Below are 25,116 nucleotides of genomic sequence, written 5' to 3' on the forward strand. Positions count from 1 at the left end.
AACAATTTTAGTTATTGGTTTCAATGTGTCATTTAAGACAAGGCAAATATAAGTTTTTCTGGTGTAACTGCCAAATAAAAATGGATTATTTTTTGCTTTTTTGCTTGCATTGTGTAAAATTAAAACTATCCAGACACATTTCCTATATAGGCTTCTTGATTACAAGTTAAGTAAAAAAGTTTGGATTTTGCAACAAAAGAGGATGGAAATCTCCTGTTCGACAGCTTTTTGTTGCAAATTTAATGTATCTTTGCATCAAATCGGAGAATATGGAAAGTCAGTTGCCACAACAGTGGAGTAAGTTCTATCTAAAGGATGTAAACTTCGTAAACCTCATGATGCGGCGGGTCTATAATGTGCTTATCGTGGCCAATCCTTACGATGAGTTCATGCTTGAAGACGACGGCCGGGTAGAGGAGAAGATATATAATGAATACATGGAGTTGGGTCTTCGCTATCCGCCCACCTTCACCCAGGTGAGCACGATACCGGAAGCCGAGCAGATTCTGGCTACTACGAATATAGACCTCGTCATCTGTATGCCGGGCAATGCAGACAACGATGCCTTTGCGGTGGCGCGTGCCATCAAGGATAAGTTCCCCAGAATCCACTGCATTGTGCTGACTCCGTTCTCCCATGGGATCACGAAGCGCATCGAGAACGAGGACATGAGCATCTTCGATTATGTGTTCTGTTGGCTGGGAAACACCAACCTCATTCTGTCCATCATCAAGCTGATAGAGGACAAGATGAACCTTGAGCATGACATCAAGGAGGCCGGCGTACAGCTGATTTTATTGGTGGAAGACAGCATAAGGTTCTATAGCAGCATCCTTCCAAACCTCTACAGCTATATCTTACTGCAGAGCCAGCACTTCTCGACGGAGGCCCTGAATCCCCATGCTGCTACCCTCCGCATGCGCGGAAGACCAAAGGTCGTGCTGGCCCGGAACTATGAGGAGGCGTGGAATATCTATCGGAAATATTCGAAAAATGTGCTTGGCGTGATCAGTGATGTCCGTTTCCCTATCCATGGAAAGAAAGATTCCGAGGCGGGACTAAAGCTCCTGAAGGCCATCCGGAAGCAGAATGAGTATGTGCCTCTTATTATAGAGAGCTCCGAATCGGGCAACCGTGAGAAAGCCGAGGCACAGGGCTTCCACTTCGTGGACAAGAATTCCAAGAAGATAAGCCTCGACTTGCGCCACCTCTTAGAGGAGCATATGGGGTTCGGCGACTTCATTTTCCGCGACCCTAAGACGAAGGAAGAGATCATGAGGGTGCATAATCTGAAGGAACTGCAGGACAACATCTTCGCCATTCCCAACGACTCCATGCTCTATCATATCTCCCGTAACCACATGTCGCGTTGGCTTTCCGCCCGTGCAATCTTCCCCGTGAGCGCCTTTCTGAAAGATGTAACCTGGCACAAACTGCAGGATGTGAACTTGCACCGGCAGATTATCTACGATGCCATCGTACAGTATCGGCGCATGAAAAACCTTGGAGTGGTGGCCGTTTTCGACCGTACGAAGTTCGACAAGTTCAGTCATTTTGCCCGGATAGGCGAGGGGTCGATGGGTGGAAAGGGGCGCGGCATCGCCTATCTGGACAACATCATCAAGCGCCATCCCGACTTCAACCAGTTTGAGGGGGCGTCGGTACAGATTCCGCGAACCGTTGTCCTGTGCACGGATGTCTTCGACCAGTTCATGGAGAACAACAATCTCTACCCGATAGCCTTAAGCGACGCGAGCAACGAGGACATTCTCCAGGCCTTCCTGAAGGCTCAGTTGCCCGATGATTTCATAGAAGACTTCTACGCATTCTTCGAGGCTACGCAGAGTCCTATTGCCATCCGTTCCTCCTCGCTGCTGGAAGATGCCCACTATCAGCCCTTTGCCGGCATCTACGCCACCTACATGATTCCCTATCTGGAAGACCGCGAGGAGATGCTCCACATGATGGCCTGTGCGATAAAGAGCGTCTATGCGTCGGTATATTACAAAGACTCCAAGGCCTATATGGCGGCGACGAGCAATGTCATCGACCAGGAGAAGATGGCGGTGATACTGCAGGAAGTGGTCGGAAAGCGTTATGGCAACCGCTTCTATCCCAATATCAGCGGCGTGCTCCGGTCGCTCAACTATTATCCGATAGGCGACGAGAAGGCCGAAGACGGCATCGCCTCGCTGGCTTTGGGGCTGGGCAAGTATATCGTGGACGGTGGCCAGACGCTCCGCGTTTCGCCCTATCACCCCCATCAGGTGCTCCAGACCAGCGAAATGGAAATAGCCCTGCGGGAAACCCAGACGCAGTTCTATGCCCTCGACATGGAGCATATCGGCGAAGACTTCAAGGTCGACGAGGGATTTAATATCCTCAAATTGAAAGTCAGGGATGCGGAGAAAGACAACTCACTGAACTATATTGCGTCGACTTACGACCCCTATGATCAGGTCATCCGGCCGGGTCTTTATGAGGGGGGAAGGAAAATTATCAGCTTCAGTGGCGTGCTCCAGCAGGGAGTGTTCCCGCTGCCGGAAATCATGCAGACGGCGATGAAATACGGTGTGGAGGAGATGAAGCGTCCCGTGGAGATAGAGTTTGCCTGCAATCTGAATGCCGACAGGACCGGGGAGTTCTATCTCTTGCAGATTCGTCCTATCGTCGACAGCAAGCAGATGCTGGAGGAGGATGTTGCGGGGATACCCGATGAGGAGTGTCTGATTCGCTCGCACAACTCCCTGGGGCACGGTATCTCGGAGGATGTTGCGGATGTGGTCTATGTGAAGGCTGGCAACGACTTCTCCGCGGCGAACAATCCTGCCATTGCGGCAGATATAGAGCAGATTAACCACAACTTTCTTGAGGAGGGCAGAAACTATATCCTTGTAGGACCAGGGAGATGGGGCTCCAGCGATTCGTGGCTCGGAATTCCCGTGCGCTGGCCGAATATCAGTGCCGCGCGCGTTATCGTAGAGGTGGCTTTGAAGAACTATCGCGTGGACCCGAGTCAGGGAACTCACTTCTTTCAGAATCTTACCAGCTTCGGGGTGGGCTATTTCACGGTAGACGCGAATGCCGGCAACGGCCTCTTCCGCAAGGATATACTCGATGCGATGCCCGCCGTTGAGGAGACTCGCCATGTGCGCCATGTGCGCTTCGGGAAGCCTCTCAAGATATTGATGGACGGCAAGAAGCAGGAGGGCGTTGTCTTGATTTAAATCAAGAAATGGTCTAAAGTAAGGAAAAAGACCATGAAAAGCGATGCGTCTGTATAAATAATGTATATCTTTGCATCGTGTTTTTCATGGTATTAGATTTAAGGTTAACAAAGATTGGGACTCAGCGGAGTCCTTTTTTTATGCTTTTTTGTGAAATCTGATACGAGGAAATCTGAAGAAATCGTTTACCTTTGCAATTCACGATGAAGTCCCCGGAGCATCTTCCTGGCCATAGGGCACGAGAGGATAGGCTGCGGGCAGGCTGATTCGGAAACAGAGTTAACATTATGGCAAATAAAGCTTATTATACAACGCAGGCAGAGCGGTTGGCTCTTGAGATTGCGTCTTTGCGCCGCAGGAGCCGGGGACTGCTGACGGGTGAGCTGCTCCTCTTCTTTGCATTTGTGGCATTCCTCGTACTTTATACCCTCATAGACCTTGGCGAGTGGCTTCTTGCCTTGTCGGTTTTGTCGCTTCTGCTTTACTTCTTTGTCCGCTATGCGGATGCCCGCAACAATTCCAATATCTCCTCCCTGACCGATTTGCGTCAGGTCTATCTCGACGAGTTGGAAGCAGGGCAGGGGCACTTCGGGTGTTTCGACGCGGGAGAAAGGTATGTCGACAGCCGTCATCCGTTCACCTACGACCTGGATATATTCGGGAAAGAGTCGCTTTTCAACCGCATGAGCCGCTGTGTTACCACCGGCGGGAGCAACCGGTTGGCAGACTATCTGTCGTTTGCCCGCATACGCTATCAGGCTGAAGCCATAGAAGCTCTCAGCAGGGAGGAAGCATGGAGGGCGCGGTTCATCTCCTTCCGTCAGCAAGGGCGGATTGACACAGGCACAATTCTGGAGTCGGTGCATCGGATGCAGGAAGTGGACATGCCGCCTGTTTTCGGCTCCAAGGCCGCTTTTCTGTCAGCATGTATTCTCGTCCTTGCCTTCTGGGGAGTGATAGCGTTGTCGGTTTTCGGCGTTGTCGAAGCCGGTGTCCCGTTCCTGTGGGGCTCGGTGCAATTCCTGTTTGTCTTCCTCCTTTCGTCCAAATGGCTGAAGCGTATCGGCTCATCGGCCGATGTCCTGGAGCGTTCCGTCTCTCGGCTGTTGCTTCTGATGCGTCATAGCAGTACCCTTGCCGAGGTCCCTGACGGCAGCCGTGTGTTCTTTCAGCAGTTGGATGAGGCCTTGGGGTCGTTTGCCGAACTCGACAAGATCGTGAGAATGCTCGACCGCAGGGGCAATGTGCTGGGGCTTTTCTTGCTGGATGCCCTGTTCCTGAGTGATATTTTCCTCGTCCGTAAGCTCATCAGGTGGCAGGATGCCTATGTGGGGCGTATGGGAGAATGGATAGACGCCATGAGCGAGATAGACGTCCTGGTATCGATGGCCACCTTCCGTTATAATCATCCACAAACTTCCTATGCCGAGGTGCTGGATTCCGACGAGCTGGTCTATGAGGCTCATGGGCTCCGCCATCCGTTCTTGGGCGAGAAGGCCATCAGCAACGATTTCACGATAGGCGACAACCATTATTATATTATCACAGGAGCCAACATGGCGGGAAAGAGCACTTTCCTGCGTGCCGTCGGCGTCAACTATGTGCTGGCACGGAATGGAATGCCGGTGTTTGCCGATCGGCTCAAGGTGTCGCGCTACTGCCTTTTCAGCAGCATGCGCACTACCGACAACCTTGCACACGGCATCAGCTATTTCAATGCCGAGCTGTTACGCCTCAGGCAGCTGATAGAGAACCTTCCGCCAACGGGAGCCACGCTCGTGATACTCGATGAAATCCTCAGGGGCACCAACTCCCTGGACAAGCTCAACGGGTCGCGTCTCTTTCTGGAATACATCTCCCGCAGGCATGTTTCCGGCATCATTGCCACGCACGACCTGGAACTTTCGAAGATGGAAAGTGCGCGCTTCCATAACTTTTGCTTCGAGATAGGCCTTGGCGAGTCGGTTACCTATTCTTATAAGATTACCCCAGGGGTTGCCCGGAACCAGAATGCCACCTATCTGTTGCGGCAGATGCTCGACGAGAGTGCCGTCTCGTAAGCTTCCGGAAGTGGCCTTGTGTTTTCTTTCCGGCCGTCAGGAGTTTTACAAAATCGCCGATTTTGTGCGACAATCTCGCCGATTTCGTGGGACAAATTCGCCGATTTTGTCAGGAGAATGACGGCTTCCGGTTTTGTGGTGCGGGGCTTGCCGTCAGCTTGCAGGCCGCCCTCGCTTGTGCGGAATTCCATAAATTGTCAGAAAGTTTGATTTTTTTAGTCCGAAATGTTGCAGCCTATTCATTTTTTAATTATATTTGCAATTGTAAATACAAGTATGGGTTCTTAGCGCAATAAAATCTTTCCGGGCGCGTTATATGCTTGACATGAAGGGCGCGCAATCGTCTCGGGAAAACAGAAATTATGTTACTTTAATATATAAAAAAATGAAAAAGTATTTAGCAGAAATGGTCGGCACGATGGTGCTGGTATTGATGGGATGCGGCGTTGCCGTGTCTGTAGGTTGTAATCCTGTGGCAGATCAGGCTTCGGTAATCGCTACCGCTTTGGCCTTCGGTCTGTCGGTTGTTGCGATGGCTTATACCATTGGTGGTATCAGCGGGTGCCATATCAATCCCGCCATCACTTTCGGTGTTGCGTTGAGTGGGCGTATGAGTTGGAAGGAAGCCTGCAGTTACATGATTTCCCAGGTAATCGGCGGTGTCATCGGCGCAGCCGTTCTCTATCTCATCACATCAAGCGCGGGGCTCGTGGGGACAGGTGCCAATGACCTGCAGGCCATCAACGAGGCTCAGACCATCAGTGTGCTGGGCGGTCTCCTGGCAGAGATTTTCTTCACTTGCGTATTCGTTCTCGTTGTTCTCGGTGCTACAGCCAAGACAAACGGAGCGACAAACAACTTCGCAGGACTGGCTATCGGCCTTACCTTAGTGCTTGTCCACCTGGCATGTATCCGCTATACAGGCACCTCTGTGAACCCTGCCCGCTCCATCGGTCCGGCTCTCTTCCAGGGTGGCACGGCTCTCACTAATCTCTGGATCTTCATCGTAGGTCCGTTGGTAGGCGGCGCCCTTGCCGCTCTTATCTGGAAGATCATCGATCCAGAGAAGGCTGAGAAGTAAAATACAAGAAGTTTTTCAGACATGGGGGTATTGTAACAGATGCCCCCATATTTTGTCTTTATAGATGAGAAAAGACCAGAACAGACTGACGGAGAGGCGTTTCCTGTTGCCTTTCGTGCTGATTACGGCCCTCTTTTTCCTTTGGGGATTTGCCCGCGCCATCCTCGATGTGCTCAACAAGCATCTGCAAAACGAGATGGGCATCTCCATCACCCAGTCGTCGTTGATTCAGGTAACCACCTTCCTGGGTTATTTCCTGATGGCGATACCGGCGGGGCTTTTTATTAACCGGCGGGGCTATCGACGAGGCGTGGTGCTGGGGCTGCTGTTGTTTGCGATTGGTTCCCTGCTGTTCATCCCCGGTGCGTGGATGGGCAGTTTCCAGGCTTTTCTCCTTGCGCTGTTCATCATCGGCTGCGGTCTCGTATTCCTTGAGACGGCGGCCAACCCGTATGTTACGGAACTGGGACCGAAGTCCACCGCCGCGAGCCGCCTCAATCTTTCGCAGTCGTTCAATGGGTTAGGCTCCTTGTCTGCCACCTTCGTGGTGGGGCAGTTTTTCTTCCAGGGCGGTAGTGAGGCGGGAAATGTGGCGCTGCCCTATACGGTCCTGGGAGTGATTGTCCTCCTGATAGCCTTGGTCTTCTCGCGGGCGGAACTGCCGGAAATCGTGTACGATGAGGCAGAATCCCCTGCTGGTGGATTTCGGAATCTCTCGGAGCTCTTCCGTCGGCCGCTCTTCGTCTTCGGTCTGGTAGCCCTGCTGTCCTATGAGGTGGCCGAAATTTCCATCAACAGCTATTTTATCAACTTCGTAACGGGGATGGATTGGATGGACGACAACCTCGCTTCCGTCGTCCTGACCTGTGCTCTGGCTTTCTTCATGATAGGTCGCTTCCTCGGTAGTTGGATCATGAAAACTGTCCGTCCGGAACGAATGCTCCTCCTGTGTGCCACGGGTACGGTGGTCTGCACGGGTCTCGTGCTTTCCGGTTTGGGGCGGCTCTCCATGGTTGCACTGGTTGCCGTCTATCTCTTCGAGGCCATCATGTTCCCCACTATCTTCTCCCTTACCCTCAAGGGACTTGGAAACCTCACCAAGAGCGCGGCCTCCCTGCTGATGATGACACCGGTAGGAGGCTGCGGATTCCTCCTGATGGGGTGGATGGCCGACGGTGGCAGCCTGCTGCTTCCCTTCCTGGTTCCGCTGTTGGGGTTTCTTGTCGTGATGGCTTATGCCGTGAGGATCATAAGGGAAAGATAGTGGGTGCAGGATTGCAAACTATGTTTTGCAAAAAACGAAGATATTTCCTGATATTCAAGGAATATAAAACTTTTTAACTTGTTTGCAGCATTATTAAACTCGCATGGGCTTTGAGAAACGAAATAAAAGTAGTAATTTTGCATCAGGTAAGAAAAGAAAGTTTCAATAATAAATCATTTTTAGAATTATGGCAGTTAGTTACAAAGAATTAGGTCTCGTAAATACACGCGAGATGTTCAAGAGAGCCGTAGACGGTGGTTACGCCATCCCGGCATTCAACTTCAATAACCTGGAGCAGCTTCAGGCTATCGTTACGGCTTCTTCTCAGTTGAAGTCGCCGGTTATCCTGCAGGTTTCCAAGGGTGCGCGTAACTATGCAAACGCTACGCTTCTTCGTTATTTGGCTGAAGGCGCTGTGGAATATGCGAAGGAACTGGGATGTAACCATCCTGAAATCGTTCTCCATCTTGATCACGGAGACAGCTTCGAGCTCTGCAAGAGCTGCGTAGACATGGGCTTCTCTTCTGTTATGATCGACGGCTCAGCTCTTCCTTACGAGGAGAATATCGCCCTGACCAAGCAGGTAGTAGAGTATGCTCACCAGCATGATGTAACCGTTGAGGCAGAGCTCGGCGTGCTTGCAGGTGTTGAGGACGAGGTCGTTGCCGAGGAGTCTCACTATACGAAGCCGGAGGAAGTGATCGACTTCGCTACCCGTACGGGCTGCGATTCGCTCGCTATCTCTATCGGTACCTCTCACGGCGCATATAAGTTTACCCCGGAGCAGTGCACCCGCGATCCGAAGACGGGGCGTCTGGTTCCTCCTCCATTGGCATTCGATGTGCTCCACGAGATCGAGAAGAAGCTCCCTGGATTCCCCATCGTGCTCCACGGTTCTTCATCCGTTCCACAGGAGTATGTAGACATCATCAACAAGTTCGGCGGCAACCTGCCTAACGCAGTAGGCATTCCAGAGGAGCAGCTTCGTGAGGCTTCCAAGAGTGCTGTTTGCAAGATCAACATTGACTCTGACTCTCGTCTGGCTTACACGGCAGGTGTCCGTGAGACTCTGGCTGAGCATCCTGACTACTTCGACCCGCGCCAGTATGGCAAGGTGGCTCGCAACTATATGATCGACCTCTACAAGCACAAGATTACCGATGTGCTCGGGAGCGACAACAAGTTGGCTAATCTGGACTAATCAGGCCATTAGGGTCAGGCAGATAATAAACTGAATGGAAGAAAGGCGGGAACTGTCGTAAGACGGATTCCCGCCTTTCCCGTCTTCTGTCTTTGGCTTCCCGCATGTTGGGAGGATAAGGAAGACGGTCGGCAGGACGGTTTGCCTAATTGTTACCAATGGCTGGTAATGACATTACCAACAGCTGGTAACAATATTACCAACGGCTGGTAACAGCATTACCACTTACTGGTAATGTGGAGGTAAAGTGCCACTGCCGATCCAGGAGGCTGCAGAGGAACGGGCTTTCAGATGATGTGGCTGCCTCGTCTCTCTGCTTCTCGTGGGGAATCCTGCCTTCGGCTTGGCGCAATATAATCATGCCCTGCGTGCTCACGAAGAAGCATGCAGGGCATGAAACCTTGTCCTGGCAGGTGTCGCTGCTTATTTCAGCATCTCGCTTTCTATTTTTTCGATACTGCCCGTAAGCGGGTTCAGAAGCAGTCGGGTCGTCGTTTTCTTGCCGAAAAGCTCGCTGCTCAGGTTCTCGGTCTTGCCGAATTGGCCGGCCCATACCTCATAGCTGTCCAGCGGCTGTCCGTCTTTATAAAGGCTAACCTTGATTTTGTCGGGAATGTTTACATTCAGTCCGAAGTCGTCCTTGCTCTTTTTCTCGTCTCCCGTGGCAGGGGCGTTCTCTGGAATATTCTGCTCGTCGGCGATGCTAATATAATAAGGAGCACCGCCCAAGTCGTCGGTATCGGTGATGCCCGTCCATTTCGAGAATCGGAAGAAGAGCTGTTTGTCCACGGTTCTGGTAGGGATGAAGGTGAGGATTGTTTCCGTCGTGTCCCTGCGCGTGGTGCCTTCGAAGGTCTGCAGGAGGGCTGCCTCCTGTGTGTCGAGGTTGTCCATCATGATCTTGAGCTGTGCTCCGTCCTTGGGCATGAAGTCGGCCTGTCCGCGGGAAAGCTGTGCGCGGCTGTCTCGAATCTCGTAGATATCCTGGGCGCAGAGTTGCGCCATCTTGGCCGTGCTTCCCGCCGTGAGGATGTCTTCGTTCATGTAGTCGCGCGGATTGGGCAGCGGTTTCTGGGGCGCAGGACTGAAAGGCTCCGGCTCCTCGGTGCCTTTCCCCTTTGCGTTGATGGCCAGCAGGATGCCGCTGGGGTCTCTGTCGACCTCGGAGATGCTAAGTTTCTTGTCGAGCACAAGGGAATATTGCTTGGCCGAATCCGGCATGGCCGTGGGGGTCATGCGGATGGCTGCGATGCGATAGGTGGTGGAGGGCTCCAGCCGTACATCCATCTTCTTGAGGTATTTGCCGGCATAGGCGGCGAACTGACCGGGTGTGTAGGTGGTCTTTTCTACTAAGAGGGAAAACCTCAGGACGGTCTTTGGAAGATAATAGGTGGTGCCTGCCATAGGCTGCTGCGCCTGCAGGCCCAAGAGGAAGAACAATCCCGTAAGGGTGAGGAATATCTTTTTCATTTTCAGTCGTTTTGTTTAGTCGTTCAGTCGTTTGAAAGCCTGTGGCAGATAGGTGATGAGGTCGCTGGCCACAAGGCTCTCCTTTCCGGTCTCCCTGACAGCCAGGTCGCCGGCGAGGCCGTGCAGGTACATGCCCATCTGGCAAGCCTCTTTCTGCTTGTAGCCGCGGGCGAGCAGTCCGCAGATGATGCCCGTGAGCACATCTCCGCTCCCGGCCGTGGCCATGCCGGAGTTGCCTGTCGGATTGAAGATGATTTTTCCGTCGGGCAGACACAAGGCTGAGAAGTGTCCCTTTAAGATGATGTATCCCTGAAGATGTTCTGCCAGGTCGCGTGCTTTCATCAGCCGTTCGTAGCATCCGTTGCTCGTGCTGCCGGAGAGCTGGTCGAACTCCTTGGGATGCGGCGTCAGGATAATGCCTTTGGGCAACTGCTGCATCCACGCGCGGTGGTTGGCAAGTATGTTCAGCGCGTCGGCGTCGGCGACGATCGGGCATTGCGTGCGTCGCAGCTGGGCAATCATGGCGATGGCGGTGTTCTCGTGGTGGCCAAGTCCCGGCCCTATGGCGAGGGCGTCGAAGTCGTCGGTGTCCACGGGTTCGGAGAAGTAAGTCTCCTCCCGGTCCATCTGCATCACCGCCTCGGGGACGGCTATCTGCATGATGTTGTAGTTTTTCTTGGGTGTATGCACCGTAGCCTTACCCGCCCCGGAGCGCAGACAAGCTCGCGTGGCCAGGACTGCAGCCCCCGACATGCCGTAGCTGCCGGCAATGATGAGGGCGCTGCCCATCGTCCCCTTGTGGGCGAAGTCGTCGCGGGGCAGCAGCATCGGGCGGATTTCGTTTTCCTCCTGAATGCAATAGGGGGCATCGGTTTTTCTGGTAAACTCTTCCGAAAGTCGGATGTCGAGCACCTTTACCTTGCCGAGATAGGCCTGGTTATCGGCCAGGAGCATGGCCAGCTTTTTCTGCTGGAGCGTCAGGGTGAGGTCGGCCCGGATGATGTTTGCCCGGATGTTGTAGGTGTTGTCTTCGGTCATCAGCCCTGACGGGAGGTCGATGCTCACGACTTTCGAGGGGCTCTGGTTGATGTATTTCACCAGAGAGGCAAACCCTCCGGCCAGGGGCTTGTTCAGTCCGGAGCCGAAGAGGCCGTCCACGACGAGCGTGTCGGCGTCCAGCGTCGGCGGGTCGAAATCTACCTTGATTTCCTTGAAGATGCTCACCTTCTTGTTGTCGATGAGTCTCTGCCGGTTGGTTTCGCAGTCTTCCGAGAGGCGGTCGTGGATGTTGAAGAGATAGACGCAGACCTTGTATCCCTGCTCTGCCAGCTGTCGTGCAACGGCAAGGGCGTCGCCTCCGTTGTTTCCGGGTCCGGCAAAGACGACGACAGGTGTCCGGCTGGTCCATTCAGAACAGATGGCAAAGGTGATGGCCTTTGCCGCACGCTCCATCAAGTCAATCCCCCGGATCGGCTCATGTTCCATTGTATATGTGTCCTGCTCGCGTATTTGAGCGCCTGTGAAAATCTTCATGTCTCTGCAAAAATACGAAATTAATGCTAAACAATCATGCTTGTTTGGCATATTTTTTGTAATTTTGCAACAAATGTATTTAAAATAGCCTTATGAGCATCGTTAAAATCAAGGACAAAACCTTTAAGACTTTTATCCCCGAGAGCGAGATTCAGCAGCGCGTCAAGGCCGTTGCGGAGAAGTTGAACAGGGATATGGCCGGCAAAACCCCTCTGTTTCTTGCCGTGCTGAACGGTTCCTTTGTGTTCGCAGCCGACCTGATGCGCTACATCACGATTCCCTCGGAAATCTCGTTTGTCAAGCTCGCCTCTTATCAGGGGACGGCTTCTACGGGAGAAGTAAAGGAGATTTTCGGTGTTACCGAGGAGCTTCACGGGCGTCATGTGGTTATCGTGGAGGATATTGTGGATACGGGTTTGACCATGAAACGCATGCTGGAGACGCTGGGTACGCGTGAGCCGGCCTCGTTGCACATATGCTCGCTGCTCGTCAAGCCCGACAAGCTCCAGGTGCCCTTGAATATAGAGTATGCCGCCATGGAGATTCCCAACGACTTCATCGTGGGCTATGGGCTCGACTATGACCAGCAGGGGCGCAATCTAAGGGATATTTACAAGATTATAGAATAAGATGATGAAGAATATAGTTATTTTCGGTGCACCGGGCTCAGGCAAGGGCACACAGAGCGACAAGATGATTGCTCAATATGGTTTCGGACATATCTCCACGGGAGATGTGCTGCGCAGTGAGATTAAGAACGGTACGGAACTCGGTAAGACGGCCAAGGGATATATCGATCAGGGGCAGCTCATTCCCGACGAGTTGATGATTGACATTCTGGCAAGCGTCTACGACGGGTTCGGCAAGGAGCATGAAGGCGTTATCTTCGACGGCTTCCCCCGCACGATTCCCCAGGCTGAGGCTCTGAAGAAGATGCTGGCTGAGCGCGGCCACAAGGTGGCAGCCATGATAGAGCTCGATGTCCCCGAGGAGGAGCTGATGAAGCGACTGGTGCTCCGAGGGCAGCAGAGCGGTCGCTCAGACGATAACGAGGAGACCATCAAGAAGCGTCTGAATGTCTATCATAGCCAGACCGCTCCCCTCATAGAGTGGTATGAGAAGGAGGGCATCCATTATCATATAGACGGTTTTGGAGAACTCGACCGCATCTTCGGCGACATCTGCCATGTAATCGATAATCTGTAATCGTCTGGGCAGAATGGCAGAATCCAATTTCGTAGACTATGTGAAAATCTACTGCCGATCCGGCAAGGGGGGCAGAGGTTCGATGCATCTGCGCCATATAAAGTATCAGCCGAACGGCGGGCCTGACGGCGGCGACGGCGGCCACGGGGGAAGTATTATCCTCCGGGGCAATCATAACTATTGGACTCTGCTCCATCTGAAGTACCAGCGTCATGTGTATGCGGAGCACGGGGGGAACGGTGCCCGCGACAAGCGCCACGGCACTGACGGCAAGGATCAGTATATTGATGTGCCGTGCGGGACGGTGGTGTATAATGCCGAGACCGGCAAATATGTCTGCGATGTTACCTACGACGGCCAGGAAGTGGTGCTCCTCAAGGGAGGTCGCGGCGGCCTGGGCAACTTCCAGTTCCGCTCGGCAACCAATCAGGCACCCCGCTATGCGCAGCCCGGAGAACCTATGGAGGAGATGACCGTCATACTGGAGCTGAAGCTTCTGGCCGATGTAGGACTCGTTGGATTCCCCAATGCGGGAAAGTCGACGCTGCTTTCGACGCTGTCGAGTGCGCGTCCCAAGATAGCCAATTATCCCTTTACAACGCTCGAACCGTCGCTGGGAATTGTCGCATATCACGATCGCCAGTCGTTTGTCATGGCCGATATTCCGGGCATTATCGAAGGAGCGAGCGAGGGAAAGGGGCTTGGCCTTCGATTCCTACGGCACATAGAGCGCAACTCGCTGTTGCTCTTCATGGTGCCGGGCGATACGGATGACATCAGGAAGGAATATGAAATCCTGCTCAACGAACTAAAGAAGTTCAATCCGGAAATGCTTGACAAGCACCGTGTACTTGCCGTCACGAAGTGCGATTTGCTGGATGATGAACTGATAGAGATGCTTCGGGAAACCCTTCCGACTGATTTGCCGGTCGTCTTCATCTCGTCGGTAACCGGAAAGGGATTGAATGAACTCAAGGACATTCTTTGGAAAGAGCTGAATAGCGAGAGTAATAAGTTACAGGAAATTACGGCCGAAGACACGCTCGTACATCGTGATAAGGACATGGGGAACTTTGCTGCGGAATTGCATGATGAGGGTGAAGACGGGGCGATTGAGTTCGTCGACGAGGAAGATATAGAAGACCTCGACGACTTCGAGTACGAGGAAAACGAGGCCGATGATTAGTCCCCGGCTCACCTTTTATAATATAGGTAACGGCGTAACGGCGTTTTCCACGACTCGGCATGGCGGCGTGAGCAAGGACAGCTATGGTGAATTCAACATCAATCCCTATTGCGGCGACACCCTTGAGGCCGTCAGCGAGAACAGGGAAGCCCTTGTCGTCGAGCTTGGAATCCAGTCCGACCGCATTCTCTTGCCGCACCAAACCCATGGAGCGGAGATTCGCAAGATTCATACGGACTTCTTTTCCCTGCCTATAGAGCAAAGGCAAGAGTGGCTTGACGGGGTCGACGGTATACTGACCGATATGCAGGGAGTCTGCATCGGGGTGTCAACGGCCGATTGCATTCCCGTCTTGCTTTACGATGAAGAGCACCATGCTGTTGGTGCGTTGCATTCAGGATGGCGGGGAACGGTAAGGGGCATTGTGGCGAAAGCCGTCAGGGAGATGGGCGCCCAGTTTCATGTGGATGCCCATAATCTCAAGGCCGTTATCGGTCCGGGTATCTCGCTCGAGAACTTCGAGGTGGGAGATGAAGTATATGAAGAATTTGCCGGTGCGGGATTTGACATGTCCCGTGTGGCCCGAAAATATGAAAAATGGCACATTGACCTGCCGGAATGCTGTCGCATTCAGTTGATAGACATGGGCGTGAGCTCACAGAATATCCAGATGGCGGGTGTGTGCACATACTCTCATGTTGATGATTATTTCTCTGCCCGTCGGTTAGGCATCGCATCGGGGAGGATTTTCACTGCGATTATGATTAGATAGGACGCAAACTCAGAACCTGAAATGAAGAAAAGAAACAAGACAAGAAGCCTAATGGCCTGCGGCGTAATCATCGTGATGATGTCGTCGTTTGCACCAGTAAAGGATACTTTCACACCGGCAGAGCAACAACAGATTAGCATTGAAACGCCGGGACTCTTCAGTCGTTCCAATGCTTTCAGCGTCGATTTCGGTGCCCTCGGGAGCAATGAATACAGTTTTCCGCTTCCTGTAGGGAAGGCTGAACTTGAGGGTGGAAATGCCAATTTGAGGATTACCACGAAGAAAGGAGATGTCGTAAAGGCGATGTTCGACGGAGTTGTCCGTTTTTCCCGTAAGGACGGAAAGTTTGGCAATGTCATCGTGATTCGTCATTCCAACGGACTGGAAACGGTCTATGGAGATAATGCCGAGAATCTCGTGAAGGTAGGGCAGAGCGTCAAGGCCGGGCAGTCTATTGCCATTGTGGGAGGTAGGGAAGGCCGTGTCTTCTGTACATTTGCCATTATGGTGAATGGCGGGCGCATCAACCCGGAGACACTGATAGAGCTTGCCAGCCATCGGCTTCGCAAGCAGGAAGTGATTTTCCGGAAGTCGGGAAACCGCATAGCCGTGGCTGTTTCCAGAAAGGAGAAGGCCGAGGAGAAGGGATATACGGCATCGAATCCCAACACGACAAACCGTCTCGACCTCCGAAAACTGAAGGAGCATGAGTGGGCCTATCCGTTGCCGGGATGCAAGGTGATCAGCGACTACGGCTATCGGGGTCGCCGCATGCATACGGGTGTAGACCTAAAGACGAAGCCCAACGACAAGATTTATGCCGCTTTCGACGGCGAGGTAACAATGTCTTGCCTGTATCACGGGTATGGAAACTATATCATCATCAGGCATCCCAACGGTTTGGAGACCCACTATAGTCATCAGTCGCGCAATTATGTGAGAAAGGGCCAGAAGGTAAAAGCCGGTGAAGTCATCGGCCTGACGGGGCGCACGGGGCGTGCCACGACAGCTCATCTGCATTTCGAGGCCGTCTTCCGTGGCAAGCGTTTCAATCCTTCCCAGCTCTTTAACCATGCTACGAAGCAGCTCCGTCCTCACACCTTGGTTGTTAAAGGAGGAGCAGTCAAGGCAGAGAAGTAGGCTTTTGGGGAAATCCTCGGATACAACCTGTCAAACAAATAGCGGCTACCTGTGATGCAGGTAGCCGCTATTTTTGTGGCGGACAGTAATTGGGACTATCGCCTCTCCCCGCCCGTTATAGGGTGAGAGGCCATGGACGGGAGTAGCATTCCTTATTTCCCTTTATGCCGGTTGGCGCGCTGTTCACGGTATTTGGCCTTCTGCCGTGCTGAACCGGAGCCGTGCGCACCTGTGATATACTTCTTTTTCTTGGCCTTGGTCTTCACCTTTTCGTCCTTGGGGCCTCCTTTCGGTGCTCCCTTGAAGACGATGCCGCCCTCGATAATATCGTCAATCTCGCTCATATTGAATGGTATGGAGTTGTCTTAATGATGGAAAAGCCGCACATGGGTGAATGCCATGGCGATGCCATATTTATCGCAAGTGTCGATGACATGGTCGTCGCGGATGGAACCTCCGGCCTGCGCGATGTATTTCACACCACTCTTGTGAGCGCGCTCGATGTTGTCGCCGAACGGGAAGAAAGCGTCGCTGCCGAGGGCCACATTCGTGTTCCGGGCTATCCAAGCCTTCTTCTCTTCCGGAGTCAGGGGCTCCGGCTTCTCGGTGAAGAACTGCTGCCATGCACCCTCGCGCAACACATCCTCGCTCTCGTCGCCGATATACAGGTCGATGGTATTGTCTCTGTCGGCGCGGCGGATACCCGGTTTGAAAGGCAGGGTCATGACCTTCGGATTCTGGCGCAGCCACCATGTGTCGGCCTTGTTGCCGGCCAGGCGGGTGCAGTGGATGCGGCTCTGCTGTCCCGCACCGATGCCGATGGCCTGTCCGTCCTTTACATAACACACGGAGTTGCTCTGCGTATACTTCAGCGTGATGAGGCTGATGATGAGGTCGCGCTTGGCTTCCGGGGTGAAGGTCTTGTTCTGCGTAGGGATGTCTTCGAACAAGGCGTCGTCGTCGAGGCGGACTTCGTTTCGCCCTTGCTCAAAGGTTATGCCGAACACCTGCTTGCGTTCCACGGGACAGGGTCTGTATTCCGGATCGATTTTGATGACATTATAGGTGCCCTTACGCTTCTCCTTCAGGATTTCGAGGGCTTCGGAGGTGAAGTCCGGAGCTATCACGCCGTCGCTCACCTCTCGTTTGATGAGCAGGGCGGTGGCCTTGTCGCAGGTGTCGGAGAGTGCCACGAAATCGCCGTACGAGCACATGCGGTCGGCTCCTCGGGCGCGGGCATAGGCATTGGCGATGGGTGTAAGCTCAAAGTCTATGTCGTCTACGAAGTAGATTTTCCTAAGCGTGTCGTTCAGGGGAAGCCCTACCGCGGCTCCTGCCGGGCTCACATGCTTGAATGAGGCGGCTGCAGGAAGCCCCGTGGCAGCCTTCAGTTCCTTTACCAGTTGCCATGAGTTGAGGGCGTCGAGGAAGTTGATGTATCCCGGCCGGCCATTGAGAATTTCAAGGGGGAGTTCGCCCTCTTCCATGAAAATGCGTGAGGGCTTCTGATTCGGGTTGCACCCGTACTTAAGGGAAAGTTCTTTCATGTGAGTCGAAAATTATCTTTTAGTGTCTGCAAAGATACTAAAAAAAGTGAAATCGGCACCTTCCGGGAAAGATTAAGATAACGGATGAGCAAACAAAAGAACATAATGTTTGTTAATAAAACTTAACGGATGGGGGGTAAGAGTGATTTCCCTTATCTTTGCAACTGCATTCTTTATGCTTCCACCGTAAAAAACAGGATTACAGGAAGAGACTTATCAGGATAGGCGATGTCATCATAGCTCGCCATGAAAATAATAATTAGTATTTACAAAGAACAAAAGGAAATGAAACAAAAGTATCTTAAACCAAAAATCGAAGAGGTTGAAGTGGCCTTCGAGAAGGCGCTGGCTGCCGGCTCGGGCGACACATCTGCGGGTTATGACATTGGCGGCGAGGGTTCTAAGTGGCCGGAAACTGGTCCGATACATGATGACACGGGAGGGGGTCCAGGCGTTTCCGGTGCCAAGGAGGGCGGCTTTATGCCGGGCGAAGAATAACCATATCAAGACTACAGGGTATCTCTGCTTTTGGAGATCGACTGTCGTGCTCCGTCCATTTATGGTCGGAGCTTCTTTTTTCTCCGGCTACTGGGCTTCAGGCCGTCAATCAATTTTTCGCGCAGAGGGTGCAAAAAATATTAGGAAAATTTGCCGAGGATAATCAGATTTTATGTAATTTTGCAGACAAATAAGAAAGGTTCGTTGGTATGGAGCACGAATTGAAGAGACTTCTTGACAAATGGGGGCATGATTTTGGACAGCATCTTGATACCCGGAAACTCTGGCATTGGGTGAGAAATCACAAGCATCTGTCAGGCGAGACACTCGATCGGCTGGCTTTGCTTACGGGCTTCCAGACATGGGATGACCTTCAGGAAGCCCTCCGCGGGGAAGGGGATGCCTCGCTCAACTATGAGGACGACCCCGTGTCTGCAAAGAAATAAGGACTCGGGTATCGGTATTTGCGACGAATGCGCATCGCCTTTTTGGCAAGAGAGGGGGGCCTCAGGCTCCAAGCAGAGCGTTTGAAGCCCGGGAAATACAATATTCCATGCCTCTGCGACAGCCTTTTCCAGACTGTAACCAACCCTAAAAACCATTGGATATGACAAAGGAAACCAACTCTCGCATCTTAGCGCTCGATGTGCTGAGAGGCATCACCATTGCAGGTATGATACTGGTTAACAACCCGGGAAGCGGGCAATATATCTTCGCTCCCTTGGAGCATGCCGAGTGGATAGGCGTTACGCCCACCGACATGGTGTTTCCTTTCTTCATGTTTATCATGGGCTTTTCCATGTTCCTGTCGTTGCGGAAGTTCGACTTCCGGCTGACGCCGTCGTCGGCATGGAAGGTTGTCAGGCGCACGATTCTCATCTTCCTTATCGGACTTCTGCTCACTTGGATGTGGATATTCGTCGACGGCTGGGTGGGTTCGGCCGATAGTGGGCTGGGCTTCTTCCAGCGTCTGTTTCAGTCGGCCTTCGATTTTTCCCACCTTCGCATCATGGGTGTGTTACAGCGTCTGGCCTTGGCCTATGGCCTCTCGGCATTTATCATTCTGACAATGCGCTCCCGTCGTCTGCTCTGGATAGCGGCCGCTCTGTTTGCAGTCTACTTTTGCATCTTGCTTGTGGGCAATGGCTTCGTGAATTCGCAGGAAAGCGTGCTCTATCGCTTTGATGTGGCCGTGATGGGTGCCAATCACCTTTGGGACGGCGATATCATAGACCCCGAAGGACTGTTAGGCACCATTCCCAGTGTGGCTCATGTGCTGTTGGGCTTCTGTGCGGCTCGTCTGGCCATGACGAAGGCCAGTCTGGCAGAGCGCATCGAGGTTCTTTTTGTCTATGGCACCGTCCTTCTGCTGGCCGGCATGCTGCTGAGTTACGGCTGTCCGATCAGCAAGAAGATATGGACTCCCACATTCTCTCTCTTCACTTGCGGGCTGGCATCGAGCCTGTTGGCATTGTTGGCCTGGGTGATCGACGGGCGCGGGTGGCACCGGTGGAGCTTCCCGTTCCAGGTGTTTGGCGTAAATCCACTCTTCCTCTATGCCCTGTCGGGCGTGATGGCGGTGCTGTTCACCTTTGTCTATGTGCCTGTGGCCGGTTCTCCCAGCATTCACGACTGGCTCTATCAGAGCCTTATGGCTCCCGTCTTCGGCAATTATGGCGGCAGCGTGGGCTATGCCCTGTTGTTCGTGTTGCTGAACGGCATGGTGGGGTATATTCTCTACAAGAAGAAGATATACATAAAGGTGTAAGCCTTTTGCCGGGCGCAGGATTTCCGGTTGACGGATTCCCGCCCGTTTTTTCATGTCTTCCGATTTCTTTGTGCGCTGTGTATGACGAAACTTTTTTCCCCTTCTGTGTCTGCGGCTTGCTGCCGGATGATGCACGGAAGGGGAAAGAGTCGTGTAGGGTGAGGGGGTTGTTCTTTTATTCCTTGGGCATCCAGGTGCAGATTTGCTTGCCCTGCCATCCGTCTACCGACGAATAGTCCACCATGTGGATGCTGCCCGTGGTTGTGGGCACAAGAAACTCCATGCGTGTGCCGGACTTCTGCGGCTTGACGGGCGTGAGCTTCACCTCGCCGTTGGCATCGGCTTTTATCTTCACGGGTTTATTGTAGTCAGGGTCTATGTTCTCGTCCCGGGCCAGCACGATGGGGCCATAGGTTACGGCTTCATAGTTCCATCCGGCGGGATTGCTGCCGTGAGGAGCCGGGATGAGCCTTGCCTTCATGTCGAGTGTGAGCTCTATCCGGTCGCCTTTCTTCCATTTGCGGTCGATGGCGAGATACTTTCCTGCCACGGCATTCTCTATGGGACGGCCGTTTACGCTCACCCTCGTCTTCTCGCTCCAGGCAGGAATATGGAGGCGGAAGACGAACTTCTCGCCCTTCAGCTCCGTGAGTTCTATCGACACCTTGCTATTATATGGGAAGTCGGAGTCGATGCGAAACTTCATCTCCCTGCCTTTCCGGGTCTTGGCAGTGATGTGGGCGGCATTGTAGAGGTTTACCACGGGTCCCTCCTTGCTCTGCATGGAGGCCACGAAGGGAATGTAGGCCAGCCCCATGGGGCCGCTCAGGTTGCAGCAGGTAACGGGCAGTCCGTCGATGTTCGTGCCCCATCCCGAGTCGGTAACCTTGCGTCCGTTGAGCAGGTTCACATAGCTGAATCCGTCGCCGCCCGGCTTCATGGCTCCAAGGAGGCCGTTGTAGATGTATTTCTCGATATAGTCCACGGCCGACGGCTCACCCGTGATGCGCAGTATCTGGCTGCAGAGCTTCATCCAGGTAACGCCCGCGCAGGTCTCCATCATCCGCTTGATGTTGGGATTGGTCTGTTCCAAGGCGGTGTCGTCCCATGCCTCGCCGTTCCATTTCGGATAGTAAGGCTGGTCGGCTCCCCCGTTTCCGATGAGGGTGATTTCCCGCTTCTTGATGTTCTCGAAGAGGTTCATGAAGGCCGTGCGGATGCGCTCGTCGCCCGTACAGCGATAGTATTCCACGGCACCCTCGAAGAGGGAAAGCATCTCGTAGGCCTTGGGATAGCCGGCTCCCATCTTGCGCGGCAGCACATTGTCGAAGGCTTCCTGAAACAGGTCGGCACCCTTGCATCCGCCCTCCTTGATGAGATAGGTGCAGAAGTCGAGGTATTTCTTGTCGCCGGTGAGTTGATACATGCGCATCATGGGTTCCATGACGGTGAACGACTCGATGCCGTTGCGGCTCCAGCCCTGCGTGGTCATGCGGGTCTTCGGGGCATAGCCTATCTGGTCGACAATGCTGTTGGCCTCGTCGACCATGAGCTTCAGGACGCGCGGATCCTGCTTTACATGGGTGTAATACCGGCTTAGGCCGAGCAAGACATACTTTCGCTCCCACATGTCGCCTCCCTTTCCGTAGGGCTGCTTGTCGGGGGGGACGGTGGCAATGGTACCGTTGCTGCGCACTACTCCGAACACTTCCTCGACCGTCTGCTCGAGAATGGCTTTCAACTCGGCGTCGTGCGTGTATCCATAAAGCATCGAACCGCTGCGCACGGCCTTGGCCCACATCTCGCCGAGGGCGAACTTCGGCGCGCCGTTTACATAGAAGTCCATGAGCTTGCGGTAGGGCACCACGCCCTTGTTCCAGTGCTCTATGCTGTTCAGAATGTCGTTCTGGAAATAGTTGGTGAGCTGGACCTGGCCGTCGGCGAGCGGCTCGAACACATCGTTTACCTTGATGGCCTGTCCGCTTGCTGCGGTGGCACAAACCGTCATGGCCGTCAGGAAGAGGTCTCTGAGTAGATGTTTCATGATACTTTAGTTTTCGGCAAAGATACTCAAAAGCGGCTGTCCGTGCAAGCTTTCCCGCTCTTTTTGCCCCCTGAGGGCGGCTTTTGTTGCGCAAACTTGTCGCCTTCAGCAGGATGATATATGGCTTTTAGGGCGTGTTTCAGTCATTGAAACATCTTGTTTCAGCTGTTGAAACACTTTGTTTCAGCCGTAGAAACAAAGGCGGAAAATCGCTTTCGTGCTCACGGATGACTGTATACCGACTCGCGGAAGAGGGCTTCTGCGCAGCCAAGAGGCGGTTGCCGCATCTGTGAAACCGGGCTTTTGCCGTTTCCGGCGGCAGCAGGGAAACTAAAGAGAGGTGCCTCCTGACGGGGACACCTCTCTCTATTTCTTTCTGAAAAAAGATAGGAAACTATTCAGCTGAAGCGGTTCTCTTCTCCTTGATGCGGGCAGCCTTACCAGTAAGCTTGCGCAGATAGTAGAGCTTCGCACGGCGAACCTTACCGCGCTTGTTAACCTCAATATGGTCAATGTTGGGCGACTCCATAGGGAAGATGCGCTCTACGCCTACGGTTCCTGACATCTTGCGGACAGTGAAACGCTTCTTCTCTCCGTGGCCGCAAATCTTGATGACCACGCCACGATAGAGCTGGATACGCTCCTTGGTACCCTCGACGATTTTGTAAGCGACAGTTACGGTGTCTCCGGCTTTGAACTCCGGAACCTGCTTGCCGGTTGCAAATGCTTCTTCAGCAACTTTAATTAAATCCATTGTAAGTTTAAATTAAATTTGTTTGTCGTTCCAACTCAACATGGCGTAATGACTCTTCCATCAACCAGCGGTTAAGCCGAAAAGCGGTGCAAAGTTACTACATTTTTCGCTCCCTGCCAAATGTTTTAGGGGAAAAATGTATATTTTATGGAAGAAAGGGCTTTGTGGATTGGCGGATTATGCCTATCTTTGTGGACAGAAACATTTCTGATATGAAGAAAAATATCATTCTCGCGGCAGTGCTCGGGGTGCTCCTTGCATGCTCGTCGTGCCGCTCCCACTATGTGCTGAAAGGCGTCGAGCGTTCCAGAATACTTATCGACCAGCGCTATGACGCAACTCCCGATGCCGCGGCCGCGGCCTTTCTCGCCCCCTATAAGCAGGAGGTGGACTCGATCATGAGCCCGGTGGTGGGCGAAATCGACCACTATATGGCGGCCGGCCAGCCGGAGAGCGACCTCTCCAACCTGCTCAGCGACATTCTGGTGTGGGGCTCGAAGAAGTTCAACGAGACGCCGGACTTCGCCGTGTATAACATGGGAGGCATTCGCGCGGCCTTCGCCAAGGGCAAGATTACCTATGGAGATGTGCTCGAGGTGGCTCCGTTTGATAACAAGCTCTGCCTGCTCACGCTGAGTGGCGAGAAGGTGATGGAGCTCTTCCGGCAGATTGCCAGGAGGGGCGGCGAGGGCGTGAGCCATGGTGTGGAACTGGTCATCACCAGGGACGGAATACTGAAGCGGGCGCGCCTGAACGGCAGGGAAATAGACCCGAAGACCCCTTACCGCGTCGCCACGCTCGACTATCTGGCTCAGGGCAACGACGGTCTGTCGGCCTTCAAGGACAAGACCGGCCTGGTATCGCCGCAGGATGAGGAGAACAATGTGCGCTTCATCATCATGGACTACTTCCGTGAGATGCAGAGGCAGGGAAAGGTGGTCAACGCGAAAGTGGAGGGCCGTATCGTAATAGAATAATGAAGGAGGACGAAATGATGAAAAGACTGAACATGATAGTGCTCTTCTGCCTCTGTACGCTGGGCATGACGGCACAGAAAACCATCACCATACTGCATACCAACGACACCCACAGCTGCATCATGCCGCTGAACGCGAACCTTGCCGACACGCTTACGGCCGGGCGCGGAGGCTATCTCCGTCGCATCGCCATGCTCAAGGAAGAGCGGCGCAAGGACCCCGACCTGCTGCTCTTCGACAGCGGCGACTTCTCGCAGGGGTCGCCTTACTACACCCTTTTCAAGGGCGATGTAGAGGTGGGCTTGATGAATAGGATGGGCTATGTGGCCACCACCATCGGCAATCATGAGTTCGACTTCGGGCTCGAGAACATGGCGCGTCTCTTCCGGAAGGCCAGCTTCCCCGTGCTCTGCACCAACTACGACTTCGCTGGAACGGTGATGGAAGGCCTCGTGAAGCCCTATATCATCGTGAGGCGGAAGGGCGTGAAGATAGGTGTCTTTGCGCTCGACCCGAAGATGGACGGGCTCGTGGACGCTACGAAATGCAAGGGCGTGAAGTATCTGGACCCGACGAAGACGGCGCTCGAAACGGCTACGATGCTGAAGGAAAAGAAGAAATGCGACCTCGTAATCTGCATCAGCCATCTCGGCGTGGGGCAGCTCGAGGACGGCGACGAGCAGGTGGTGGCAGGTTCGAGAAACATCGACCTGGTGCTGGGAGGCCACTCCCATACTTACATGAAGCAGCTGCTCTATGTGAAAAACATGGACGGAAAGCCCGTGCCCATCGACCAGAATGGCAAGCACGGCATCTATGTCGGCAAGATAGAGCTGCAAGTGGCAAAGAAGTAGGCGGCTTGCATCATGATAAAATCGGCGAGATTGTCAGTCAATCTCGCCGATTTTGTCTTACGATTTCGCCGATTTTGCCGGGCTGTTAATACTTGTTAGCCTGACGGCGGGTTATTCAGGCAGCGAATAAAGGGGGCGAACCCTCTTTGCGGGTGCGCCTGAATTTGCCATAGTACAGAGTTCTTGACCCGTCAATGAATCTCCTTGAGATAGACCGTCATCACCTTTACCTCTCCCTGCCAGTTCATGGAGGTCTTCGGCTTTACTTCTTCCACTACGAAGCGGCGATTGTTCCATTCAACCGTTTTGCCTACTCCGTAGATGGCATTGAAGCGCTCCATCTGCCGGGAATATCGCTCGGACACGCCTTCAAACTCAATGTGCACGCTGCCGTCGGACAATTCGTAGAACTTAGGTTTGAACTTGCCGTGATTGATATTGTACCATATTCCTATGGCAGCAGCAGCTAATAGTGCAACGACAATGGCTCCCATAATCCACATCCAAGGTTCTTCCATGTTCTTAGTTTTTAGT

Annotated in this window: 24 protein-coding genes; 15 read left to right on the forward strand and 9 right to left on the reverse strand. The window is 53.2% G+C overall.

The features are described 5' to 3' along the window. The first annotated feature begins 269 nt into the window (after nucleotides 1-269). A complete protein-coding gene (locus BM114_RS09985; RefSeq protein WP_092113008.1) occupies nucleotides 270-3,227 on the forward strand; it encodes a PEP/pyruvate-binding domain-containing protein in 2,958 nt (985 codons plus the stop codon). A gap of 287 nt (nucleotides 3,228-3,514) precedes the next feature. Beyond that, complete coding sequence (locus BM114_RS09990) at nucleotides 3,515-5,287, forward strand: MutS-related protein (RefSeq protein ID WP_092113011.1); 1,773 nt, start codon at nucleotides 3,515-3,517, stop codon at nucleotides 5,285-5,287. Here the strand turns inward: BM114_RS09990 and BM114_RS14390 are convergent. Then, nucleotides 5,245-5,478, reverse strand: coding sequence for a hypothetical protein (locus BM114_RS14390; protein ID WP_177207089.1), 234 nt, complete (start codon nucleotides 5,476-5,478; stop codon nucleotides 5,245-5,247). The two genes, BM114_RS09990 and BM114_RS14390, sit on opposite strands and share 43 nt — an antisense overlap. Nucleotides 5,479-5,672: 194 nt before the next feature. On the opposite strand from BM114_RS14390, the gene BM114_RS09995 reads away from it, so the two are divergent. From BM114_RS09995 to BM114_RS10005, 3 genes are all read left to right on the forward strand, one after another. Continuing rightward, nucleotides 5,673-6,368, forward strand: coding sequence for an MIP/aquaporin family protein (locus BM114_RS09995; protein ID WP_092113014.1), 696 nt, complete (start codon nucleotides 5,673-5,675; stop codon nucleotides 6,366-6,368). A 64-nt stretch (nucleotides 6,369-6,432) separates the two neighbouring features. Beyond that, a complete protein-coding gene (locus BM114_RS10000) occupies nucleotides 6,433-7,632 on the forward strand; it encodes a sugar MFS transporter (RefSeq protein WP_092113017.1) in 1,200 nt (399 codons plus the stop codon). Between the two features lie 187 nt (nucleotides 7,633-7,819). Next, nucleotides 7,820-8,833, forward strand: a complete 1,014-nt coding sequence (locus tag BM114_RS10005) for a class II fructose-bisphosphate aldolase (RefSeq protein WP_092113020.1) — start codon at nucleotides 7,820-7,822, stop codon at nucleotides 8,831-8,833. Between the two features lie 196 nt (nucleotides 8,834-9,029). On the opposite strand, the gene BM114_RS14395 is transcribed toward BM114_RS10005, so the two are convergent. The 3 genes from BM114_RS14395 to BM114_RS10015 all read right to left on the reverse strand — a co-directional run bounded on the left by BM114_RS14395 (nucleotide 9,030) and on the right by BM114_RS10015 (nucleotide 11,836). Then, complete coding sequence (locus tag BM114_RS14395; RefSeq protein WP_177207090.1) at nucleotides 9,030-9,194, reverse strand: hypothetical protein; 165 nt, start codon at nucleotides 9,192-9,194, stop codon at nucleotides 9,030-9,032. A 62-nt stretch (nucleotides 9,195-9,256) separates the two neighbouring features. Beyond that, nucleotides 9,257-10,303 carry a DUF4831 family protein gene (locus tag BM114_RS10010; RefSeq protein WP_092113023.1) on the reverse strand — a complete coding sequence of 349 codons (1,047 nt, stop codon included), beginning with the start codon at nucleotides 10,301-10,303 and terminating at the stop codon, nucleotides 9,257-9,259. Nucleotides 10,304-10,318: 15 nt separating this feature from the next. Beyond that, nucleotides 10,319-11,836 (reverse strand): NAD(P)H-hydrate dehydratase, encoded by a 1,518-nt coding sequence (locus BM114_RS10015; protein ID WP_092113025.1) that lies wholly within the window; start codon nucleotides 11,834-11,836, stop codon nucleotides 10,319-10,321. 92 nt (nucleotides 11,837-11,928) lie between these two features. Between BM114_RS10015 and hpt the strand changes: the two genes are divergently transcribed. Genes hpt through BM114_RS10040 form a run of 5 tightly spaced genes read left to right on the forward strand, consistent with a single transcriptional unit; the run spans nucleotide 11,929 to nucleotide 16,140 of the window. Further along, a complete protein-coding gene (hpt, locus tag BM114_RS10020; protein ID WP_092113028.1) occupies nucleotides 11,929-12,465 on the forward strand; it encodes a hypoxanthine phosphoribosyltransferase in 537 nt (178 codons plus the stop codon). Between the two features lie 4 nt (nucleotides 12,466-12,469). After that, entirely contained in the window at nucleotides 12,470-13,042 is a 573-nt protein-coding gene (locus BM114_RS10025; RefSeq protein ID WP_092113104.1) for an adenylate kinase, read from the forward strand. A gap of 13 nt (nucleotides 13,043-13,055) precedes the next feature. Next, nucleotides 13,056-14,228, forward strand: a complete 1,173-nt coding sequence (gene obgE, locus BM114_RS10030) for a GTPase ObgE (RefSeq protein WP_092113030.1) — start codon at nucleotides 13,056-13,058, stop codon at nucleotides 14,226-14,228. Further along, a complete protein-coding gene (gene pgeF / locus BM114_RS10035) occupies nucleotides 14,221-15,000 on the forward strand; it encodes a peptidoglycan editing factor PgeF (RefSeq protein ID WP_092113032.1) in 780 nt (259 codons plus the stop codon). The genes obgE and pgeF overlap by 8 nt, the downstream gene beginning before the upstream one ends. A 21-nt stretch (nucleotides 15,001-15,021) precedes the next feature. Beyond that, entirely contained in the window at nucleotides 15,022-16,140 is a 1,119-nt protein-coding gene (locus BM114_RS10040) for a M23 family metallopeptidase (RefSeq protein ID WP_255406485.1), read from the forward strand. Nucleotides 16,141-16,292: 152 nt separating this feature from the next. Here BM114_RS10040 and BM114_RS10045 read toward each other — a convergent pair whose 3' ends face one another. After that, nucleotides 16,293-16,484: a hypothetical protein gene (locus BM114_RS10045; RefSeq protein ID WP_092113035.1), complete on the reverse strand. Its 192-nt coding sequence runs from the start codon at nucleotides 16,482-16,484 to the stop codon at nucleotides 16,293-16,295. A 21-nt stretch (nucleotides 16,485-16,505) separates the two neighbouring features. Further along, nucleotides 16,506-17,687, reverse strand: a complete 1,182-nt coding sequence (locus BM114_RS10050; RefSeq protein WP_092113037.1) for a phosphoribosylaminoimidazolecarboxamide formyltransferase — start codon at nucleotides 17,685-17,687, stop codon at nucleotides 16,506-16,508. A gap of 246 nt (nucleotides 17,688-17,933) precedes the next feature. On the opposite strand from BM114_RS10050, the gene BM114_RS10055 reads away from it, so the two are divergent. The 3 genes from BM114_RS10055 to BM114_RS10065 all read left to right on the forward strand — a co-directional run bounded on the left by BM114_RS10055 (nucleotide 17,934) and on the right by BM114_RS10065 (nucleotide 19,953). Beyond that, the gene (locus tag BM114_RS10055; protein WP_255406486.1) at nucleotides 17,934-18,185 is read left to right on the forward strand and encodes a cytochrome C; all 252 of its coding nucleotides are present in this window, start codon (nucleotides 17,934-17,936) and stop codon (nucleotides 18,183-18,185) included. Nucleotides 18,186-18,394: 209 nt separating this feature from the next. Then, a complete protein-coding gene (locus tag BM114_RS10060; RefSeq protein ID WP_092113041.1) occupies nucleotides 18,395-18,631 on the forward strand; it encodes a hypothetical protein in 237 nt (78 codons plus the stop codon). Between the two features lie 161 nt (nucleotides 18,632-18,792). Then, a complete protein-coding gene (locus tag BM114_RS10065) occupies nucleotides 18,793-19,953 on the forward strand; it encodes an acyltransferase family protein (protein ID WP_092113044.1) in 1,161 nt (386 codons plus the stop codon). 175 nt (nucleotides 19,954-20,128) lie between these two features. Here BM114_RS10065 and BM114_RS10070 read toward each other — a convergent pair whose 3' ends face one another. Next, nucleotides 20,129-21,997 carry a beta-L-arabinofuranosidase domain-containing protein gene (locus tag BM114_RS10070; protein WP_092113047.1) on the reverse strand — a complete coding sequence of 623 codons (1,869 nt, stop codon included), beginning with the start codon at nucleotides 21,995-21,997 and terminating at the stop codon, nucleotides 20,129-20,131. A gap of 394 nt (nucleotides 21,998-22,391) precedes the next feature. Continuing rightward, nucleotides 22,392-22,751 carry a 50S ribosomal protein L19 gene (rplS, locus tag BM114_RS10075; RefSeq protein ID WP_092113050.1) on the reverse strand — a complete coding sequence of 120 codons (360 nt, stop codon included), beginning with the start codon at nucleotides 22,749-22,751 and terminating at the stop codon, nucleotides 22,392-22,394. A gap of 212 nt (nucleotides 22,752-22,963) precedes the next feature. Here rplS and BM114_RS10080 point away from each other — a divergent pair, with 212 nt between their 5' ends. Together BM114_RS10080 and BM114_RS10085 are read left to right on the forward strand one after the other, a co-directional pair. Next, entirely contained in the window at nucleotides 22,964-23,728 is a 765-nt protein-coding gene (locus tag BM114_RS10080) for a 5'-nucleotidase C-terminal domain-containing protein (RefSeq protein WP_092113112.1), read from the forward strand. 14 nt (nucleotides 23,729-23,742) lie between these two features. Then, the gene (locus tag BM114_RS10085) at nucleotides 23,743-24,582 is read left to right on the forward strand and encodes a bifunctional metallophosphatase/5'-nucleotidase (RefSeq protein WP_369808417.1); all 840 of its coding nucleotides are present in this window, start codon (nucleotides 23,743-23,745) and stop codon (nucleotides 24,580-24,582) included. A 191-nt stretch (nucleotides 24,583-24,773) separates the two neighbouring features. Here BM114_RS10085 and BM114_RS10090 read toward each other — a convergent pair whose 3' ends face one another. Then, nucleotides 24,774-25,100 carry a hypothetical protein gene (locus BM114_RS10090; RefSeq protein ID WP_143089303.1) on the reverse strand — a complete coding sequence of 109 codons (327 nt, stop codon included), beginning with the start codon at nucleotides 25,098-25,100 and terminating at the stop codon, nucleotides 24,774-24,776. Nucleotides 25,101-25,116: the final 16 nt, after the last annotated feature.

Origin of the sequence: Prevotella sp. KH2C16 (assembly GCF_900113305.1) — a bacterium.
GTDB lineage: Bacteria > Bacteroidota > Bacteroidia > Bacteroidales > Bacteroidaceae > Prevotella.

Excerpts from the sequence above, each read along its gene's own strand:
- BM114_RS09985 (WP_092113008.1), top strand. The coding sequence starts at position 270 with ATGGAAAGTCAGTTGCCACAACAGTGGAGTAAGTTCTATCTAAAGGAT.
- BM114_RS09990 (WP_092113011.1), top strand. The coding sequence starts at position 3,515 with ATGGCAAATAAAGCTTATTATACAACGCAGGCAGAGCGGTTGGCTCTT.
- BM114_RS14390 (WP_177207089.1), bottom strand. The coding sequence starts at position 5,478 with ATGGAATTCCGCACAAGCGAGGGCGGCCTGCAAGCTGACGGCAAGCCC.
- BM114_RS09995 (WP_092113014.1), top strand. The coding sequence starts at position 5,673 with ATGAAAAAGTATTTAGCAGAAATGGTCGGCACGATGGTGCTGGTATTG.
- BM114_RS10000 (WP_092113017.1), top strand. The coding sequence starts at position 6,433 with ATGAGAAAAGACCAGAACAGACTGACGGAGAGGCGTTTCCTGTTGCCT.
- BM114_RS10005 (WP_092113020.1), top strand. The coding sequence starts at position 7,820 with ATGGCAGTTAGTTACAAAGAATTAGGTCTCGTAAATACACGCGAGATG.
- BM114_RS14395 (WP_177207090.1), bottom strand. The coding sequence starts at position 9,194 with ATGATTATATTGCGCCAAGCCGAAGGCAGGATTCCCCACGAGAAGCAG.
- BM114_RS10010 (WP_092113023.1), bottom strand. The coding sequence starts at position 10,303 with ATGAAAAAGATATTCCTCACCCTTACGGGATTGTTCTTCCTCTTGGGC.
- BM114_RS10015 (WP_092113025.1), bottom strand. The coding sequence starts at position 11,836 with ATGAAGATTTTCACAGGCGCTCAAATACGCGAGCAGGACACATATACA.
- hpt (WP_092113028.1), top strand. The coding sequence starts at position 11,929 with ATGAGCATCGTTAAAATCAAGGACAAAACCTTTAAGACTTTTATCCCC.
- BM114_RS10025 (WP_092113104.1), top strand. The coding sequence starts at position 12,470 with ATGAAGAATATAGTTATTTTCGGTGCACCGGGCTCAGGCAAGGGCACA.
- obgE (WP_092113030.1), top strand. The coding sequence starts at position 13,056 with ATGGCAGAATCCAATTTCGTAGACTATGTGAAAATCTACTGCCGATCC.
- pgeF (WP_092113032.1), top strand. The coding sequence starts at position 14,221 with ATGATTAGTCCCCGGCTCACCTTTTATAATATAGGTAACGGCGTAACG.
- BM114_RS10040 (WP_255406485.1), top strand. The coding sequence starts at position 15,022 with ATGAAGAAAAGAAACAAGACAAGAAGCCTAATGGCCTGCGGCGTAATC.
- BM114_RS10045 (WP_092113035.1), bottom strand. The coding sequence starts at position 16,484 with ATGAGCGAGATTGACGATATTATCGAGGGCGGCATCGTCTTCAAGGGA.
- BM114_RS10050 (WP_092113037.1), bottom strand. The coding sequence starts at position 17,687 with ATGAAAGAACTTTCCCTTAAGTACGGGTGCAACCCGAATCAGAAGCCC.
- BM114_RS10055 (WP_255406486.1), top strand. The coding sequence starts at position 17,934 with ATGAAAATAATAATTAGTATTTACAAAGAACAAAAGGAAATGAAACAA.
- BM114_RS10060 (WP_092113041.1), top strand. The coding sequence starts at position 18,395 with ATGGAGCACGAATTGAAGAGACTTCTTGACAAATGGGGGCATGATTTT.
- BM114_RS10065 (WP_092113044.1), top strand. The coding sequence starts at position 18,793 with ATGACAAAGGAAACCAACTCTCGCATCTTAGCGCTCGATGTGCTGAGA.
- BM114_RS10070 (WP_092113047.1), bottom strand. The coding sequence starts at position 21,997 with ATGAAACATCTACTCAGAGACCTCTTCCTGACGGCCATGACGGTTTGT.
- rplS (WP_092113050.1), bottom strand. The coding sequence starts at position 22,751 with ATGGATTTAATTAAAGTTGCTGAAGAAGCATTTGCAACCGGCAAGCAG.
- BM114_RS10080 (WP_092113112.1), top strand. The coding sequence starts at position 22,964 with ATGAAGAAAAATATCATTCTCGCGGCAGTGCTCGGGGTGCTCCTTGCA.
- BM114_RS10085 (WP_369808417.1), top strand. The coding sequence starts at position 23,743 with ATGATGAAAAGACTGAACATGATAGTGCTCTTCTGCCTCTGTACGCTG.
- BM114_RS10090 (WP_143089303.1), bottom strand. The coding sequence starts at position 25,100 with ATGGAAGAACCTTGGATGTGGATTATGGGAGCCATTGTCGTTGCACTA.